We start from the raw sequence: 15,929 nt of genomic DNA on the forward strand, positions 1-15,929 counted from the left end.
CTCTCGGATCTCGGGGCGGGTCTGCCTGCGGGGCGGGTCAGATCTCGATGCACGTGCGGAGGGCGACGCCGGTGCGCATCTGCTCCAGCGCCTCGTTGATGCCGGCCAGCGGCACGCGGTGGGTGATGAGCGACTCCAGGTCGATGCGGCCCGCCCGCCAGAGCGCGATGGCCCGCTCGTACGAACGGAGCACGTCCCCGCCGCCGTACATCGAGGGCAGGATCCGCTTCTCGTCGAAGAACAGCTCGAACATGCTGAGCTGGAGGTGGTCGTCGAGGGCGCCCGCTCCGACGACGCAGAGGGTGCCGCCGCGCCGGGTCGTCTCGTAGGCGGTGCGGGCCGTGGCGGACCTGCCGACGACCTCGAAGACGTAGTCGAAGCCCTCGCCGCCGGTGACGCGCTGCTTGGCGTCGGCGAGCGCGTCCGGGGCGACCGCCTCGGTGGCGCCGAAGCGGAGCGCGGCCTCGCGCCGGGACTCGACGGGGTCGACGGCGACGATCTGGGCGGCGCCCTGGAGCCTGGCGCCCTGGATGGCGGAGATGCCGACGCCGCCGCAGCCGATGACGGCGACGGACGAACCGGCCTCCACATTCGCGGTGTTGATGGCCGCGCCGAGGCCGGTGGTGACGCCGCAGCCGATGAGGGCGGCGATGTCGAAGGGCACGTCGTCCGGGATGGGCACGGCGCAGCCCGCGTCGACGACGACCTCCTCGGTGAAGGTGCCGGTGCCGGCGAAGCCGAAGACGTCGCCGCCGGGGCGCTTGAAGTTGGGCACGCCGGCGTTCATGAAGCCGGCCAGGCACAGCTGGGTCTGGCCGCGCTTGCAGGAGGGACAGCTGCCGCAGGCGGGCAGCCAGCAGAGCAGCACGCGCTGCCCCTGCGCGAGGCCGGTGACGCCGTCGCCGATGTCGAGGATCTCCCCCGCGCCCTCGTGGCCGGGGATGAAGGGGGCGGGCTGCGGCAGGACCCCGCTCATCGCGGAGACGTCGGAGTGGCACAGGCCGGTGGCCCTGACCCGGATCCGCACCTTGCCGGGGCCGAAGCCCACCGCCTCGACGTCGTCGACGACCTCGAGTTTGTCCTGGCCGATCTCGTGCAGTACGGCTGCGCGCATGGTGCGGATCCCCTCAGGAGTACGGATGGTGCGGGAGTGGGCGTCGGAGGTGTCAGGAGTGCTCGACGACGGTGTCGGCGAGCACGGGGGCGTCGTCGCGTTCGACGGCGGTGACCGTCACCTGGACGGAGCCCTCGCCGGCCCACATCCGGACGCGCAGGGTCTCGCCGGGGAAGACCACGCCGGCGAAGCGGGTGCGGTAGGCGCGGACCCGGGTGACGTCGCCGTCGAGCAGGGTGTCGACGACGGCCTTGAGGGTCATGCCGTACGAGCACAGGCCGTGCAGGATCGGCCGGTCGAAGCCGGCGAGCTTGGCGAACTCGGGGTCGGCGTGGAGCGGGTTCCAGTCGCCGGAGAGCCGGTAGAGCAATGCCTGTTCCTCGCGGACGGGCCGTTCGACGGTGGTGTCGGGCGCCCGCTCCGGGACGGGGAGGCGCTCGGAGGGCCCGCGGTCGCCGCCCCAGCCGCCCTCGCCGCGGACGAAGATCTGGGCGTCGCTGGTCCACAGCGGGCCGTCGTCGTCCGCGGCCTCGGTGCGCAGCACGAGGACGGCGGCCTTGCCCTTGTCGTGGACGGCGGCGACGCGCGAGGTCGAGACGGCCCGGCCGCTGGTGGGGACGGGGCGGTGGAGGGTGATCGACTGCCCGCCGTGCAGGACGGCGGCGAGGTCGATGTCGATGCCGGGGGCGGACAGCCCGCCGACGACCCCCATGCCGGCGCCCGCGACGGTGGCGAAGCTGGGCAGGACGTGGAGCCTGGACTCCAGGGTGTAGCGGAGCTCGTCGGGGTCGGTGGCCGGGCTGGGCTTGCCCTGGAACGAGCCGGCGCCGAGGCCGAGGTGGTAGAGCTGGACGTCCTTGTGGTCCCAGGTGATCTCGGCGCTGCGGGGTTCGGCGGCGACGGCCTTGGCGGGGTCGATGGGCATCGGGCTGCGGCTCCTCGTGGCGGTGAAAGACCTCGGCGCGACCGTCCGCACCGTCGGTCGCACCGAGGCCGTGCGGGACCGTCCCGGAACGCGGCCGTTCTAGAACGCGTTCCAGTTCGGTGGATCCCATGTATAGCCCAGGCGGCAGGAGTTGGGAACCCTCCCGGCGAGGCTCCCTGACGGTACGTCAGAACGTGGACTCCGCGCGGGACCCGGGACATTTGTCACGGCCGGCCGCGTACATCCACGCCTGCCGGGACCCCGCCCCGGACTCGTAGCGTCGTCCCCATGACGACAGACACCCCGCACGACCCGGCGGTCGCGTTCGAGGCCGCGACCAGGACGTTCGGCGCCGTCCGCGCCCTCGACGGCCTCGACCTCACCGTCCGGCGGGGCGAGACCGTGGCCCTCCTCGGCCGCAACGGCGCCGGCAAGTCCACCGCCATCGGCCTCCTCCTCGGCCTCGACACACCCGACGGCGGCCGGGTCTCGCTCTTCGGTGGCGCCCCGGACCGGGCCGTGGCCGCCGGCCTGGTCGGCGCGATGCTCCAGGAGGGCCGGCCCGTCCCCCGGGTCACCGTACGGGAGCTCGTCGGCTTCGTCGCCCGGACCTACCCCTCCCCCATGCCGGTCGCCGAGGCCCTGGCGCTCGCCGGACTGACCGACCTGGCGGGCCGCCGCGTCGACCGGCTCTCCGGCGGACAGGTCCAGCGGGTCCGCTTCGCCGTCGCCCTCTCGGGCAACCCGCGGCTGGTCGTCCTCGACGAACCGACCGCCGCCCTCGACGTCGAGGCCCGCAAGGAGTTCTGGGACTCCCTGCGCGGCTACGCGCACCGCGGCAACACCGTCCTGTTCTCCACCCACTACCTGGAGGAGGCCGACGCCCACGCCGACCGGATCGTCGTCCTCGACTCCGGCCGCGTCCTCGCCGACGGCACGAGCGAGGAGCTCAAGCGGGCCGCCGGCGGCGGCCTCGTCTCCTTCGACCTGGCCGGCGGCCCCACCGACCGGCTCGGCCTGCTGCCCGGCGTCACCTCCTACGAGATCCGCGGCGACCGCGCCCGGCTGCGGACCGGGGACTCCGACGCCACCGTCCGCGCCCTCGCCGCACAGGACGCCGTCCGCGGCCTGGAGGTCTCCCGGGTCACCCTCGACGACGCCTTCCTCGCCCTCACCCACAAGCCGCGCACCGCGCCCGAGGCCCTGGAGGCCACGCGATGATCACCGCGTACGTACGCCTCGAAGTCCGCCGCACCCTCCGCGACCCCGGATTCGCGATCTCCACCGTCGGCGTCCCGGTCATGATGTACCTCCTCTTCACCAACCTGGGCGGGGACGACAGCGGGTACAGGACGGCCGCCATGGTCGGCATGGCCGCGTACGGAGCGCTGGGCGCCGCCCTCTCGCTCGGTACCGGCGTCGCCGAGGACAAGTCCACCGGCTGGCTCCGGCAGCTGCGGATCACCCCCATGACGCCCCGCCAGGTCGTCACCGGACGCGCCCTGACCGGATCGGTCGTCGTCCTTCCCGCCATCGCCGGCGTCCTCCTCGCGGGCGGCCTCGCCAACGGTGTGCGGATGGCGGCGTGGCAGTGGCCGGTCGTCGCGCTCACCCTCTGGCTCGGCTCCCTCCCCTTCACCCTGCTCGGCATCGGCAACGGCTACCGGCTCACCGCCCAGACGACCGGCGTGGTCAACGTCGCCTGCAACCTCGGGCTCGCGGTCGTGGGCGGCCTCTGGTTCCCCGTCGTCCTCTTCCCCGACTGGCTGCGGACGCTCTCGTCGTACACCCCCACCAACCGGTTCGCCGAGCTGGGCGTGTCCGTGACCGACGGCACGGCCCCGGGCGCGGCGGCCCTGACGGTGATCGCCGTGTGGGCCGCGCTGTTCGGTGCGTACGCGGCGGTCTCGTACCGGCGTGCGGCGAGGACGGTGTAGGAAATGAGCATGACGAACGGGTGGCGCGGACGGCTCGGGGGCGCGCGGGAGCGGGCACGGGGACGCTCGGACCGGGGCCCGACCGGGCTGAGCCTCCTCCCCTGGCTGCTGATGGGGCTCGGCGCGCTCTCCCACCTCGTCGGCGGCGAGGCGCCGAACCCCTGGATCGGCGGCCTCGGCCTGCTCGCCTTCAACTCCCTCTACATCGCCGTCGTCTTCCGCGCCTTCCACCCGTGCGCCCGGGAGGCCCCCCTGACCTGGGTGCTCCTCGGCGCCCTCGGTGCGCTGACCTTCGCGCTCGCCATCGGCTACGGCCGGGAGTGGCTGCTCTTCTTCCCCCTCCTGGGCCTCGCCGTCGGCGCGGTGGTCCGCCGCGGCCGGCTCCTGATGAGGATCGCCGTCCCGCTGGTCGTGGCCGCCGGTCTGGTGACCTTCTGGCGGGACGGCTGGGACTCCTTCGGCATCGTGTACGGCACGTTCATCTCGGTCATGGTCACCGCGACGATCCTCGCCCTCGACGAGACGGTCCGGCAGCTGCGGGCGACCCGCGAGGAACTGGCCCGGACGGCCGTCGAGAAGGAGCGGCTGCGGTTCTCCCGCGACCTGCACGACCTGCTCGGCCACACCCTCTCGGTGATCGTGGTCAAGTCGGAGGTCGTCCGCCGGCTCGCCCCGCGGGACCTCGACGCCGCGCTCGACCAGGTCCGCGACATCGAGTCGGTGGGCCGCCAGGCCCTCACCGAGATCAGGGAGGCCGTCACCGGCTACCGCGAGGGCAGCCTCGCCACCGAACTGGACCGCGCCCGCGACGCGCTGACGTCCGCCGGCATCGAGCCCGTCGTCCGCCGCTCCGGTCCCCTCCTCGCCCCGCATACGGAGGCCCTCCTCGGCTGGGTCGTCCGCGAGTCCGCCACCAACGCCGTCCGCCACAGCGGCGCCTCCCGCTGCGTCATCGCCCTCGACGGCGGCCCCGACCGCGTCCGCCTCACCGTCACCGACGACGGCCGCGGGCCCGCCGCCGGTCCCGGCGAACCGGGCAGCGGCCTGCGCGGGCTGCGCGAGCGGGTCGCCGCCGCAGGCGGCACTCTTGATTCGGGACCGGCCCCCCGGGGCGGCTTCCAGGTCACCGCGGAACTCCCCGCGGAGACCTCCGACCCGCACCAGGGAGAGCCGACGCCATGATCAGAGTCCTGCTCGCGGAGGACCAGGGCATGATGCGCGGAGCCCTGGCGCTGCTGCTGGGGATGGAGCCGGACATCGAGGTCGTGGCGCAGGTCGCCCGCGGCGACGAGATCGTCGACGCGGCGCTGCTGTCCCGGCCCGACGTGGCGCTGCTCGACATCGAGCTGCCCGGGCGCTCCGGCCTCGACGCGGCGGCCGACCTGCGGACCGAGGCACCGGACTGCCGGGTCCTGATCCTCACGACCTTCGGCCGCCCCGGCTATCTGCGCCGGGCGATGGAGGCGGGCGCCGCCGGCTTCCTGGTGAAGGACGGCCCCGTCGAGGAGCTCGCCGAGGCCGTCCGCAAGGCCCTGCGCGGCGAGACCGTCATCGACCCCGCCCTCGCGGCCGCCGCTCTCGGCGCCGGCCCCAACCCCCTCACCGCCCGCGAGCGCGACGCCCTCGCCGCCTCCGTCGACGGCGCGACGATCGCCGACATCGCCGCCGGCCTGCACCTCTCCGAGTCCACCGTCCGCAACTACCTCTCCTCCGCCATCGGCAAGACGGGCACCCGCAACCGCATGGAGGCGGTCCGCGCGGCCCGGCAGCAGGGCTGGCTGTAGTCGGCGGGGGCCGTCAGAGCCCTTCGGCCAGCGCCGCCGCGCGCTGGGCCTCGAAGTTCCGCACGTAGGCGGCGAAGACCGAGGTGTCCTGGTTGTCCTCGTACTTGAGCAGCGCCTCGTCGTTGTACCGGAGCGCCGTCACCGTGTAGGTGTGGCTGCCCGTGAAGACGATCTTCTTGTCGACGCCGCCCAGGTACGTGCCTTCGATCAGCAGGTACTTCGTGTGCGAGTCGGTGCCGCCGCGGCCGTCGTTGTCCAGCTGGTGCAGGAGGATGCGGCCCTTGCCGGTCACCGGCCTGGTCAGCCAGTTGGCCACCTGCGACATGGGCTGGCCGTCGGCCGTCCAGTTGTCGAGCGACCGGTAGACGATCTCGACGTGGCAGCCGGCCTGGGCGAGTTCCCACAGCTGCCGGGCCACCTCGGGGCGGGTGATGTGGCCCTGGGCGATGCGGATCCTCGTACGGCCGTCGGAGGTGCCGAATCCGGGGCTGTTGCCCTGGCAGGGGGTGGCCGTGCCGGCCGGCGCGACCGTCTTGAGGATGTTGACGATCGTGTCGCTGCCCGCCTTCGGGAAGAAGTAGACCTTCGCCTTGCCGGCCTGGGTGTCCGGCCCGTACTCGGCGACCTGCGGCGCCTGGCCCGCCGCCGCGGCGGCCTGGGTCGTGAAGTACGCGGTGTAGGCGGCGGCGAGTTCCTTGTTGCCGGCGACCGTCAGGGCGTCGTTCCACCAACCGAAGTCCTGGCCGGTGAGGTTCCCCGAGGACTGCACCACCACGTCGTCCACGGGGACCGTGCCCTTGCCCCTGGTACGGGAGAACACGAAGAACTTGTTGTGGTTGACGTTGTCGTACCAGCCGTCGGGGTCCGCCGCTCCGGTGCCCGGGTCCAGGGCCAGGCACGCCTCCCGGTTCCCGCAGCTCCGCACCCAGGAGTCCGGGGCACCCGGCGCCGCCAGCTGGCTCGCCAGGCTGTCGGCCCCCGTGGACTTGCTGTCGTGGTCCAGGACCACCTGGACGGTGACGCCCCTGCGGTGCGCGGCGCCGAGCTTGTCGGCCAGGTACTGCGACTGGAACAGGTACAGCGAGATCCGGATGGACGAGCCCGGCTCCGCGCCGTCGACGAGGTCCGCCAGGTGGAAGAGGATCCCTCCCCTGGCGGCGGACTCCGCGCTGGCCGGGTCGTTGAAGACCGCTCCGGTGGTCACGGCGAGCACCGGTTCCGCCGACGCCGAAGGGGCGATGGTCAGCGCGGCACCCACGGCGAGTGCGGTCACGCCCGTCCTGAACTTGCTCTTGATCGATATCACTTGGGCATTCTCACCCACGGCCCCGTAGGCCCTGGGCGAGACCTAGGAGGCGCCGTCGGCGTCCCTCCGCAGGAGGGTGACGACCGCGGCGCCGCCCAGGCCGATGTTGTGGGCGAGGCCGACGCGGGCGCCGGGGACCTGGCGGGCGCCGGCCTCGCCGCGGAGTTGCCAGACCAGTTCGGCGGTCTGGGCGAGGCCGGTGGCGCCGAGGGGGTGGCCCTTGGAGATGAGGCCGCCGGAGGGGTTCACGACCCAGCGGCCGCCGTAGGTGGTGGCGCCGGACTCGACGAGTTTGCCGGAGGCGCCCTCCTCGCACATGCCGAGCGCCTCGTAGGTGAGCAGCTCGTTGACGGAGAAGCAGTCGTGGAGTTCGACGACGTCGACGTCCTCGATGCCGAGCCCGGAGCCCTCGTACGCCCGGCGGGCGGCGGAGCGGGACACGGGGCGGCCGACGGCGTCGATGCAGGAGCCGGAGGCGAAGGACTCCTCGGTGTCGGTGGCCATGGCCTGTCCGGCGATCTCCACCGCCCGCCCCCGCAGCCCGTGCGTGTCGACGAAGCGCTCGGAGACGACGAGCGCGGCCGCGGCGCCGTCGGAGGTGGGCGAGCACTGGAGCTTGGTGAGCGGGCGGTGGACGGTCTTCGCGGCGAGGATCTCGTCGACGGTGTAGACGTCCTGGAACTGGGCGTAGGGGTTGTTCGACGAGTGCCGGTGGTTCTTGGCGCCGACGGCGGCGAGCTGGACCTCCGTGGTGCCGTACCGCTCCATGTGCTCGCGGGCCGCGTTGCCGAAGATCTGGGCGGTGGGCGGGGACATCTCGAAGCCGTGCGCGGCGGCCATGATCCCGTAGTGGCGGGCGACGGGCGAGGTGCTGAAGTCGCCGGCGCCCGATCCGCCGCCGAGGGCGCCCCGGGTCATCTTCTCGAAGCCGACGGCGAGGACGCAGTCGGCGACGCCGCCCTCGACGAACTGGCGCGCGGTCATGAGGGCGGTGGAGCCGGTCGCGCAGTTGTTGTTGAGGTTGTAGACCGGGATGCCGGTGAGGCCGAGTTCGTACACGGCGCGCTGTCCGGCGGTGGACGCCTGGAAGCAGTAGCCGACGGCGGCCTGCTCCACGCGCGCGTAGGGGACGCCGGCGTCGGAGAGCGCCGCCGTGCCGGCCTCCCGGACCATGTCCCAGTACTGCCAGTCCCGGGTCTCGGGCTTCTCGAACTTCGTCATCCCGACACCGACGACGTACGCCTTGCCCATCTTCGGGTCCCCCTCAGTCTCTCGGCAGGCCGAGCAGGCGCTCGGCGACGACATTGAGCTGTACCTGTGTGGTGCCGCCCGCGATGGTGAGGCAGCGGGACATGAGCAGTCCGTGGACGGCCCGTTCGCCGGGTCCCTCGCGCACCGCGCCCTCGGGTCCGAGGAGTTCGAGGGTGAGTTCGGCGACCTTCTGCTGGTGGAGGGTCTGGACGAGCTTGCGGACGCTGGCGCCCGCGCCCGGTTCGAGTCCGGACACCTGCAGGAGGGTGGTGCGCAGGCCGATGCACGCGAGCGCGTGGGCCTCGGCGAGCAGGGCCCCGACCCGGGCGCGGACGGAGCCGTCCTGTCCCGCGGCGCGTTCGATGAGCGCTTCGAGGCCGGTGTCGAAGGCGACCTGGTCGGCCATGTGGACGCGCTCGTTGCCGAGGGTGTTGCGGGCGACGCGCCAGCCGTCGTCCACCTCGCCGACGACGGCGTCGGCCGGGAGGATCACGTCGTCGAACCAGACCTCGTTGAAGAGGGAGTCCCCGGTGATCTCCTTCAGCGGCCGGACGTCGATCCCCGGCGTGTTCCGCATGTCGACGAGGAAGTACGTGAGGCCCCGGTGCTTGGGGGCCGCGGGGTCGGTGCGGGCGAGCAGGATGCCGTGGTGGGCCCACTGGGCGGCGCTCGTCCACACCTTCTGGCCGTTGATCCGCCAGCGGCCGTCCTCCGTGCGTTCGGCGCGGGTCCGCAGGGAGGCGAGGTCGGAGCCGGCGCCGGGCTCGGAGAAGAGCTGGCACCAGAGGCGTTCGCCGCGCAGGGTCGGGCCGAGGTGTTCGGCCTGCTGCTCCGGGGTGCCGTGGGCGAGGAGCGAGGGGACGACCCAGGTGGCGATCCCCAGACCGGCGACGGTGATCCCGGCCTCGTCCAGCTCCCGCTGCACGGCGAGCTGCTGCACGGGGCCCGCGCCGAGGCCGTACGGCTCCGGGAGGTGCGGGGCCGCGTAGCCGGTGGGCGCGAGGGCGCGCCGGGCCGCGGCCGGGTCGAGTCCGACAGCGGGGGCGACGGCCTCGCGGGCGGCCGTCCGGTACGCGTCGGCCTCGGGCGGCAGGTCGAGGCGCAGGCCCCGCCGCACGCCGGCGGCCGCGTGCCGCAGGGCGGCGAGGCGGTGCCCGTCGCCGGTGCCGAGGAGCTGGCGGGCCACGAGGGCGCGCCGGAGCAGCAGATGGGCGTCGTGCTCCCAGGTGAAGCCGGTGCCGCCGAGGACCTGGATGCAGTCCTTGGCGCAGGTGAAGGCGGCGTCGAGGGCGGTGGCGGCGGCGAGCGAGGCGGTGAGCGGGAGGGCCTCGTCGCGGGCGGCGGCGGCGCGGGCGGCGTCCCAGGTGAGGGCGCGGGCCTGTTCGAGCCGGACGAGCATGTCTGCGCAGAGGTGTTTGACGCCCTGGAACCGTCCGATGGGGCGGCCGAACTGTTCGCGGGTACGGGCGTGTTCGGCCGCCGTGTCGACGGCGCGGGCGGCGGTGCCGCAGGCGTCGGCGGCGAACAGGACGGCGGCGAGGTCGTGGACGAGAGCGGTGGCGGACGCGGCGCCGTCCGAGGCGCCCCCGAGGGCGAGTTCCCGCGCGGCGGGGACGTGGACGGCGCGGGCGGTGACCTCGGCGGTGGGGCGGGTCGGGTCGGCGCTCTCGTGGGGCCGGACGGTGAGCCCGTCGGTGTCCACGGCGAGCCAGACGCTGCCGTCGGCGGTGGCCGCCCGCAGGACGATCAGATCCGCCTGGGCGCCGCCGAGGACCGGCGGCGCGGTGCCGTCGAGGAGGTGGCCGCCCGCCGTGCGCACGGCGGTCAGGGTGCCGGTCCCGCCGAGGGCGACGGCCGCGACGCGCTCCCCGCGGGCGATCTCGCCGGCCCGCTCCTCCCGGCCGGCGCGGTGGAGGATCTCGGCGGCGAGCACGGACGGCAGGTAGGGGCCCGGCAGCAGCGCCCGCGCCGCCTCCTCGACGACGACGGCCAGGTCCCCGAGTCCGCCGCCCCCGCCTCCGTGCTCCTCGGGGAGGTGCGGCCCGAGGAGTCCCTGTGCGGCGACGGTGTCCCAGTACGCGGGTCGGCCGGTGGCGGTGTCGGGGACGTCCAGGTGCTTGCGGACCGCCTCGGGCGGTACGGCGCGGGTGAGCAGGCCCCGGACGGATCGGGCGAGCTCCCGCTCTTCGTGCGTGATGGCGATGCCCATGCGGCGCAGACTAGAACACGTTCCAATCTGACGGAAGGTCAGAAACGAGACGAGAAAAATCTGCATGACGCAGGGGAATGGGCGGTAAGGTCTTCTGCGTGGCGCAGAGAATTCGTCGCACAGTCACCATGAACGGGGAATCCCATGCTCACCGTCGCCGTCACCGGGGCCACCGGCGCCCAGGGCGGAGCCACCGCCCGCAGCCTGCTCGCCGCCGGCCACCGCGTGCGCGCCCTCACCCGCCGCCCCGACTCCCCCGCCGCCGACGCCCTGCGCGCCCTGGGGGCCGAGGTGCGGTACGCGGACTTCGACGACCGACCCTCGCTCGACTCCGCCCTCGCGGGCGCCGACTCCCTCTTCGCCGTCACCGCCATCGAGGCCGGCGGCGAGGCCGAGGTCCGCCAGGGCACCGCGCTCGTCGACGCGGCGGCGGACGCCCGCCTGGGACACGTCGTCCTCACCTCCGTCGCCCACGCCGACCGTGACACCGGCATCCCGCACTACGACAGCAAGCGCGCCGTCGAGGACCGCCTCCGCGCCTCGGGCACCCCGTGGACGGTGATCGGACCCGCGGCGTTCATGGACAACTACGCCGGCGGCTGGACCGCCGACGGCCTGCGCGAGGGCACCTTCGCCTGGCCGATGCCGGCCGACCGGCCGCTCGCCCTCGTCTCCTCCCGGGACATAGGCGCCTTCGCGGCGCTCGCGCTCGGGCGCCGCGCCGACTTCACCGGGCGGCGCGTCGACATCGCCTCCGACGAGCGCACTCCGGGTGGCATGACCGCCGTCCTCGCCGCCGCCCTCGGCCGCCCGGTCTCCTACCGGGAGGTCCCGCTCGCCTTCGTGCGCGCCCGGTCCACGGATCTGGCCGCCATGTTCGCGTACTTCACCACGACCGGACTCGACGTCGACGTCACCGGGCTGCGCCGCGAGTTCCCCGGGGTCGGCTGGCAGGATTTCGGCGACTGGGCACGGGCCCAGGACTGGACGACGATACTGGCGGCCGGACCCGCACCGGCCGCGCACTGACCACCGACGCCACCGACGCCACCGACGCCACCGACGCCACCGACGCCACCGACGCCACCGACGCCACCGACGCCACCGACGGAGAGTCTCGTATGGAGCCCACGTCCAAGCCCATCGGCTACCTGCTCAACCGCACCGACGAGGCACTCACCCGGGTCATGGACGGCACGCTCGGGGAGTTCGGACTCACCCGCGTCGCCTGGCAGGTCCTCAACGTCGTCCGCGACGGTGACGGGGCCACGGACGCCGAGGTCCTGTCGACCCTCTCGGCCAACGCCGGCCCCACCGTCCTGACGGCCGCGGTCGACACCGTCCTCGCCGACGGCTGGGCGTCCCGCCCGGCCCCGGGGCGGCTCGCTCTCACCCCCGACGGCACCCGCCGTCTGGACGAGGTCGCCGCACACGTCGCGGCCTTCCGCAGAAGGTCCGTCGACGGCATCTCGACGGACGAGTACGGCACCGCCGTCCGCGTCCTGGAGCGCATGATCGCGAACCTCGAAGGGCCCGGCCGGCCCTGAACGGCACGGGCGGCCAGGAGGACCCGAAGGCCGTTGTCAGTGGCGGCTGCCACGCTGTCGGCACAGCAGAGCACGTGACCGAGAGAGCGAGTACGCCATGGGCACCTGGGACATCGGCCCCTTCGACAACGACACCGCGGCCGACTTCTCCTACCGCGTGGACGAGGCCCCCGAGGGGAAGCGGGCCGAAGTACTGCTCGCGGCCTTCCGCGAGGTGACCTCGACGGGCGAGGAGTACCTCGACGCGGACCTCGCGGTGGAGGCGATCGCGTCGGCCGCCCTGGTCGCGGCCCAGTGTCCGGGCGGCGATCCGGTCACCACCTCCTACGGCCCGAAGAAGCCGCTGCCCGTACTGCCGCCGGAGGCCCGCCCGCTGGCCGCCCGGGCCCTGGACCGGATCCTGGTCGAGCCCTCCGAACTCCTGGAGCTCTGGGAGGAGTCGGACGGCGAGGAGTGGAAGGCCGGGGTGCGCAGGCTCCGGGCGGTCCTGACGGGCGCGGGAGGCTGAACGACCCGGCGACGGGCGGGGACTCGGAGCGGAGCCCGAGGAGCGGTGGGCGCGGACCCCGGATCAGGAGCGCCGGCCCGCGGGTTCCGCGAGGTCGGCGTCGATCACGGCGCGCCCGCGGCGGCGCCTCGCCCCCGCCGCGGCCGCGGCCGCCCGCGCCACGCGAGAACGACGCTCGTGACGGTCGCCGCCACGGCGGTCGCCCCCAGCACGAGCAGCCCCGGGTTGACCCACCACGGCACGACCTCGAACCCGCGGCACACCAGACTCACGGGCAGCGCATTGCTGGAGTCCGGGTAGGTCTTCATCCCCGCCGCGAACCAGCACGCGTCCCCGGGGAAGAGGAACGGCAGGTACGACAGGCCGTACACGTGCAGTGCCCCGCCCGCGAGGTACGCGAGCCCCGCGATCCACGCCGCCTTCTTCGCGGGTGTCCGGCGCGGACGGGCCCGGGGCGGCAGACCGTCGCCCCGGCGCGCCCGCACCAGCCCGACGAACGTGATCCCCGCCCAGGCCGGCAGCACGACGGCGAGGATCGCCATCCCGATGAGGGTCGCCATGGTCAGCGGCCGGTACGGGCCTCGACGCGGTTGCCGCCCGCGTCGGGTCCGCAGGAGGGTCGGCGCCGCTGCGCGTCGACCGGGTTCGCGTCGCTCCCCATGACGTTCCCCTCACGTGCGGCGTCGGTTCCACGGAATCCTCCACGGACGGGCGGCGCGCCCGCAAGGCCGGGTGAGGCGGCGGGGCCTCCATCGGCGTCGCGGGACGGCCGTGGGGTGCCGGGCGACGGGGTCTCCCCCTGTGGTTCACGTGCGGCCGGTAGGGCACGATGGGCGCTCGATATCCGCGTACCCGCCAGTAGGAGTCAGCCATGTCCGTGCCCGAGCCCGAGATCCTTGCCGCCTTCGAGGCCGCGAAGGGCTTCATGCCCGTCGGGGAGGGGCTGGCGCTGTACGCGGCCGCCGCCGGTGCGGCCGAGCTGGGGCTGCCGCTGCTGGAGGTCGGGACGTACTGCGGGCGGTCGACGATCCTGCTGGCCGACGTGGCGCGGCGGGCGGGGACGGTCGCGGTGACGGTGGACCACCACCGGGGCAGCGAGGAGCAGCAGCCCGGCTGGGAGTACCACGACCCGACGGTGGTCGACCCCGAGGTGGGTCTCATGGACACGCTGCCGACGTTCCGCCGGACGCTGCGCAAGGCGGGCCTGGAGGAGCACGTGGTGGCCGTGGTCGGCCGGTCGCCGCAGGTGGCGAAAGTGTGGGGCGGGCAGCTCGGCCTGGTCTTCATCGACGGCGGACACACCGACGAGCACGCCACGAACGACTACGAGGGCTGGGCCCCCAAGGTGGCACCCGGCGGCGTGCTGGTCATCCACGACGTCTTCCCCGACCCCGAGGACGGCGGCCAGGCCCCGTACCGGATCTACCTGCGGGCCCTGGAATCGGGCGACTTCGAGGAGATCTCGGTCACCGACTCGCTGCGGGTGCTCCGCCGGCTGGGCTGAGCGGGCCGGCGGCCGCCACCGCGAGGGTTGACGGCCGCCGGTCGGGACGCGTGGCGCCGGGTCAGAACCCGGAGGTCACGTAGAGGCAGTTGGTGTAGCTGTAGCCGGGTTCGATCTTGGCCTTGCTCGACTTGGTGTCCCCGGACGTCGAGGTGCCGGTGGACGCACGCTTCTGGAGGAAGTGGTAGTCGCCGGCGGGCAGCAGCAGGGTCGCCTTGGGGTACTTCGAGGACGGCCCGGTGCAGGCTTTGACCTTCTGGTCGTTGGAGAAGATCGGGCTCGGGTACTTGGTGCAGGTGCCGCATGCCTTGAGGGTGACCTTGCCGGTCATCGGGCCGGTGTAGAGCAGCTCGACCTCGCCGGGGCCGTCGTTGCTGACCACCATGACCATCCGGCTGCCTCCGGGGACCTCCGCCGGGGGCAGGTTCTTGCCGGCGGCGGGCTCCTCGTCGGCGATCTCGGCGGCGATGGCGATCGAGCGGGCGTGCGCGGCCTGCGGGCTGGACGGGTACGCCGTGGCGTACTCGGTCATGGTCGTGATCGCGGCCGTGAAGTCCTTGCCCTTGAACTGGGAGGTGCCGCAGGCGAAGTGCCCCCTCTGGACCGCGTCGGCAGCCTCCTTCGCGGCGCCCTGGAGCGAGGGGTCCTTCATGTTGTCGAGGGAGGAGTCGAGCGCGCGGAGCTCCTCGGTGGTGTCGCAGGGCGCGGAGCCGCCGTCGAGGGCGGTCGTCCGGGTCTTGATCGCCGCGCGGACGGCCGGTTCGACCTGGGCGGCCTGGCCGGACTTCGGGAACGTGTCGAGGAGCTCGTTGAGGCTCTCGCTGGCGGTCGGGTCGGCGGTCCGCACCCCGAGGGCCGCCGTGCCGCACTCGTAGAGGGACTCGGCGAGCGGCTCGTCGGTCTTGGCGGGCCGGGAGCCGAGGAGTTCCTTGTCGACCGTGCCGGGCAACCCCCGCAGGTGCTTCAACGGCGGGACGGCCTCGCAGTACCGCTTCTGCGCGTACGGGGCGGAGACCGTCGCGTAGTAGGCGTCGAGCCGTTCGGGCACCAGCTTCCCGGCCCGGGAGCCCGCGTGCCGGGTGCCGAGGTCCTGGTAGGTGGCGAGGGCCTTGCGGAAGGTCGGCTCGGCCTTGTCGAAGGCGAGGCCGTCGGCGGACTTGACGAGCCCGTCCGCCGCGGCGAGCCGGTCGAGCAGCGCCTGCTCCCTCGCCTCGTCGCGGGCGGCCCCGTACGCGAGCGAACCGCCCGCGGGCACGGCCAGGAGGACGACGGCGAGCGGCAGCGCGAGGCGCCGGAGGGAGGCGCCGACCCGGAGCGTGGCGCGGAGCCCGCGCCGGGCGCCGTCGGCGGCCGCGGCGAGCAGGAAGACGCCGTAGCCGACGAGGACGCCGACGGGCACCCCGTCGACGTCGGCGGGGAGTGCGAGCACGAGCAGGGCGACGGTGGCGAGCCAGCAGACGGCGGCGCCGACCCAGTTGCGCAGCAGGACGTAGCCGAGGCCGAGGCAGGAGAGGTTGAGGAGGCCGATCATGGCGGCCTGCGCCCCGTTCGCCTCGCCGGGCGGCTGGGCGGGCGGCTGCGGTCCGAGGCCGGACGGCGGGCCGTAGCCGAAGGATCCGTGTCCCGGCGGCGGGCCGAACCCCGGCGGCGCCGCGGGCTGCGGCGGCACGGCGCCGCCTCCCGCCCAGCCGGGCGCCGGCGCGGAACCGGGCGGGGGCGCGGCCCCCGCGTCGGCTGCTCCGCCGGCACCGGAGGCGGGCTGCGGCCCTAAGGCGAGCGTGGGCGTGGCCGGCGGCGCCGGGGCGGGAGCCTCGGGAGCGGGCCTCGCCGGGGTCGGGGCCGCC

Annotated in this window: 15 protein-coding genes; 8 read left to right on the top strand and 7 right to left on the bottom strand. The window is 74.2% G+C overall.

From position 1 onward, the window contains the following. Positions 1-37 precede the first annotated feature (37 nt). Together AB0424_RS06085 and AB0424_RS06090 are read right to left on the bottom strand one after the other, a co-directional pair. A complete protein-coding gene (locus AB0424_RS06085; RefSeq protein WP_366302555.1) occupies positions 38-1,114 on the bottom strand; it encodes a Zn-dependent alcohol dehydrogenase in 1,077 nt (358 codons plus the stop codon). Positions 1,115-1,166: 52 nt separating this feature from the next. Then, positions 1,167-2,039, bottom strand: coding sequence for a MaoC/PaaZ C-terminal domain-containing protein (locus tag AB0424_RS06090; protein ID WP_366302556.1), 873 nt, complete (start codon positions 2,037-2,039; stop codon positions 1,167-1,169). A gap of 288 nt (positions 2,040-2,327) precedes the next feature. On the opposite strand from AB0424_RS06090, the gene AB0424_RS06095 reads away from it, so the two are divergent. From AB0424_RS06095 to AB0424_RS06110, 4 genes are read left to right on the top strand one after another with little or no spacing between them, the layout of a single operon-like run. Then, on the top strand, positions 2,328-3,260 hold the full coding sequence (locus AB0424_RS06095) for an ABC transporter ATP-binding protein (protein WP_366302557.1): 933 nt from the start codon (positions 2,328-2,330) through the stop codon (positions 3,258-3,260). Further along, entirely contained in the window at positions 3,260-3,976 is a 717-nt protein-coding gene (locus tag AB0424_RS06100; protein WP_366302682.1) for an ABC transporter permease, read from the top strand. The genes AB0424_RS06095 and AB0424_RS06100 overlap by 1 nt, the downstream gene beginning before the upstream one ends. A 9-nt stretch (positions 3,977-3,985) precedes the next feature. Next, the gene (locus AB0424_RS06105; RefSeq protein ID WP_366302558.1) at positions 3,986-5,158 is read left to right on the top strand and encodes a sensor histidine kinase; all 1,173 of its coding nucleotides are present in this window, start codon (positions 3,986-3,988) and stop codon (positions 5,156-5,158) included. Continuing rightward, the gene (locus tag AB0424_RS06110; protein WP_366302559.1) at positions 5,155-5,760 is read left to right on the top strand and encodes a response regulator transcription factor; all 606 of its coding nucleotides are present in this window, start codon (positions 5,155-5,157) and stop codon (positions 5,758-5,760) included. The genes AB0424_RS06105 and AB0424_RS06110 overlap by 4 nt, the downstream gene beginning before the upstream one ends. A 13-nt stretch (positions 5,761-5,773) precedes the next feature. On the opposite strand, the gene AB0424_RS06115 is transcribed toward AB0424_RS06110, so the two are convergent. Genes AB0424_RS06115 through AB0424_RS06125 form a run of 3 tightly spaced genes read right to left on the bottom strand, consistent with a single transcriptional unit; the run spans position 5,774 to position 10,526 of the window. Beyond that, positions 5,774-7,066 (bottom strand): phospholipase D-like domain-containing protein, encoded by a 1,293-nt coding sequence (locus tag AB0424_RS06115; protein ID WP_366302560.1) that lies wholly within the window; start codon positions 7,064-7,066, stop codon positions 5,774-5,776. 42 nt (positions 7,067-7,108) lie between these two features. Beyond that, positions 7,109-8,317: a lipid-transfer protein gene (locus AB0424_RS06120; RefSeq protein ID WP_366302561.1), complete on the bottom strand. Its 1,209-nt coding sequence runs from the start codon at positions 8,315-8,317 to the stop codon at positions 7,109-7,111. A 13-nt stretch (positions 8,318-8,330) separates the two neighbouring features. Then, positions 8,331-10,526 (bottom strand): acyl-CoA dehydrogenase, encoded by a 2,196-nt coding sequence (locus AB0424_RS06125; RefSeq protein WP_366302562.1) that lies wholly within the window; start codon positions 10,524-10,526, stop codon positions 8,331-8,333. A 144-nt stretch (positions 10,527-10,670) separates the two neighbouring features. On the opposite strand from AB0424_RS06125, the gene AB0424_RS06130 reads away from it, so the two are divergent. From AB0424_RS06130 to AB0424_RS06140, 3 genes are all read left to right on the top strand, one after another. After that, positions 10,671-11,555, top strand: a complete 885-nt coding sequence (locus AB0424_RS06130; protein WP_366302563.1) for an NmrA/HSCARG family protein — start codon at positions 10,671-10,673, stop codon at positions 11,553-11,555. A 92-nt stretch (positions 11,556-11,647) separates the two neighbouring features. Continuing rightward, the gene (locus AB0424_RS06135) at positions 11,648-12,073 is read left to right on the top strand and encodes a MarR family winged helix-turn-helix transcriptional regulator (protein WP_366302564.1); all 426 of its coding nucleotides are present in this window, start codon (positions 11,648-11,650) and stop codon (positions 12,071-12,073) included. A gap of 97 nt (positions 12,074-12,170) precedes the next feature. Further along, positions 12,171-12,581, top strand: a complete 411-nt coding sequence (locus AB0424_RS06140; RefSeq protein ID WP_366302565.1) for a DUF4259 domain-containing protein — start codon at positions 12,171-12,173, stop codon at positions 12,579-12,581. A gap of 104 nt (positions 12,582-12,685) precedes the next feature. On the opposite strand, the gene AB0424_RS06145 is transcribed toward AB0424_RS06140, so the two are convergent. After that, positions 12,686-13,141, bottom strand: coding sequence for a hypothetical protein (locus tag AB0424_RS06145; protein WP_366302566.1), 456 nt, complete (start codon positions 13,139-13,141; stop codon positions 12,686-12,688). Positions 13,142-13,452: 311 nt separating this feature from the next. On the opposite strand from AB0424_RS06145, the gene AB0424_RS06150 reads away from it, so the two are divergent. Next, entirely contained in the window at positions 13,453-14,085 is a 633-nt protein-coding gene (locus AB0424_RS06150) for a class I SAM-dependent methyltransferase (protein WP_366302567.1), read from the top strand. A 61-nt stretch (positions 14,086-14,146) separates the two neighbouring features. On the opposite strand, the gene AB0424_RS06155 is transcribed toward AB0424_RS06150, so the two are convergent. After that, on the bottom strand, positions 14,147-15,754 hold the full coding sequence (locus AB0424_RS06155; protein ID WP_366302568.1) for a hypothetical protein: 1,608 nt from the start codon (positions 15,752-15,754) through the stop codon (positions 14,147-14,149). Between the last annotated feature and the right edge of the window lie 175 nt (positions 15,755-15,929).

This window comes from Streptomyces sp. NPDC051180 (genome assembly GCF_040689545.1).
Taxonomy (GTDB): domain Bacteria; phylum Actinomycetota; class Actinomycetes; order Streptomycetales; family Streptomycetaceae; genus Streptomyces.

What these genes read in the sequence shown, in the direction of transcription:
- AB0424_RS06105 (WP_366302558.1), top strand. Translation starts at nt 3,986, where the DNA reads ATGACGAACGGGTGGCGCGGACGGCTCGGGGGCGCGCGGGAGCGGGCA.
- AB0424_RS06120 (WP_366302561.1), bottom strand. Translation starts at nt 8,317, where the DNA reads ATGGGCAAGGCGTACGTCGTCGGTGTCGGGATGACGAAGTTCGAGAAG.
- AB0424_RS06125 (WP_366302562.1), bottom strand. Translation starts at nt 10,526, where the DNA reads ATGGGCATCGCCATCACGCACGAAGAGCGGGAGCTCGCCCGATCCGTC.
- AB0424_RS06110 (WP_366302559.1), top strand. Translation starts at nt 5,155, where the DNA reads ATGATCAGAGTCCTGCTCGCGGAGGACCAGGGCATGATGCGCGGAGCC.
- AB0424_RS06150 (WP_366302567.1), top strand. Translation starts at nt 13,453, where the DNA reads ATGTCCGTGCCCGAGCCCGAGATCCTTGCCGCCTTCGAGGCCGCGAAG.
- AB0424_RS06140 (WP_366302565.1), top strand. Translation starts at nt 12,171, where the DNA reads ATGGGCACCTGGGACATCGGCCCCTTCGACAACGACACCGCGGCCGAC.
- AB0424_RS06145 (WP_366302566.1), bottom strand. Translation starts at nt 13,141, where the DNA reads ATGGCGACCCTCATCGGGATGGCGATCCTCGCCGTCGTGCTGCCGGCC.
- AB0424_RS06095 (WP_366302557.1), top strand. Translation starts at nt 2,328, where the DNA reads ATGACGACAGACACCCCGCACGACCCGGCGGTCGCGTTCGAGGCCGCG.
- AB0424_RS06090 (WP_366302556.1), bottom strand. Translation starts at nt 2,039, where the DNA reads ATGCCCATCGACCCCGCCAAGGCCGTCGCCGCCGAACCCCGCAGCGCC.
- AB0424_RS06130 (WP_366302563.1), top strand. Translation starts at nt 10,671, where the DNA reads ATGCTCACCGTCGCCGTCACCGGGGCCACCGGCGCCCAGGGCGGAGCC.
- AB0424_RS06135 (WP_366302564.1), top strand. Translation starts at nt 11,648, where the DNA reads ATGGAGCCCACGTCCAAGCCCATCGGCTACCTGCTCAACCGCACCGAC.
- AB0424_RS06085 (WP_366302555.1), bottom strand. Translation starts at nt 1,114, where the DNA reads ATGCGCGCAGCCGTACTGCACGAGATCGGCCAGGACAAACTCGAGGTC.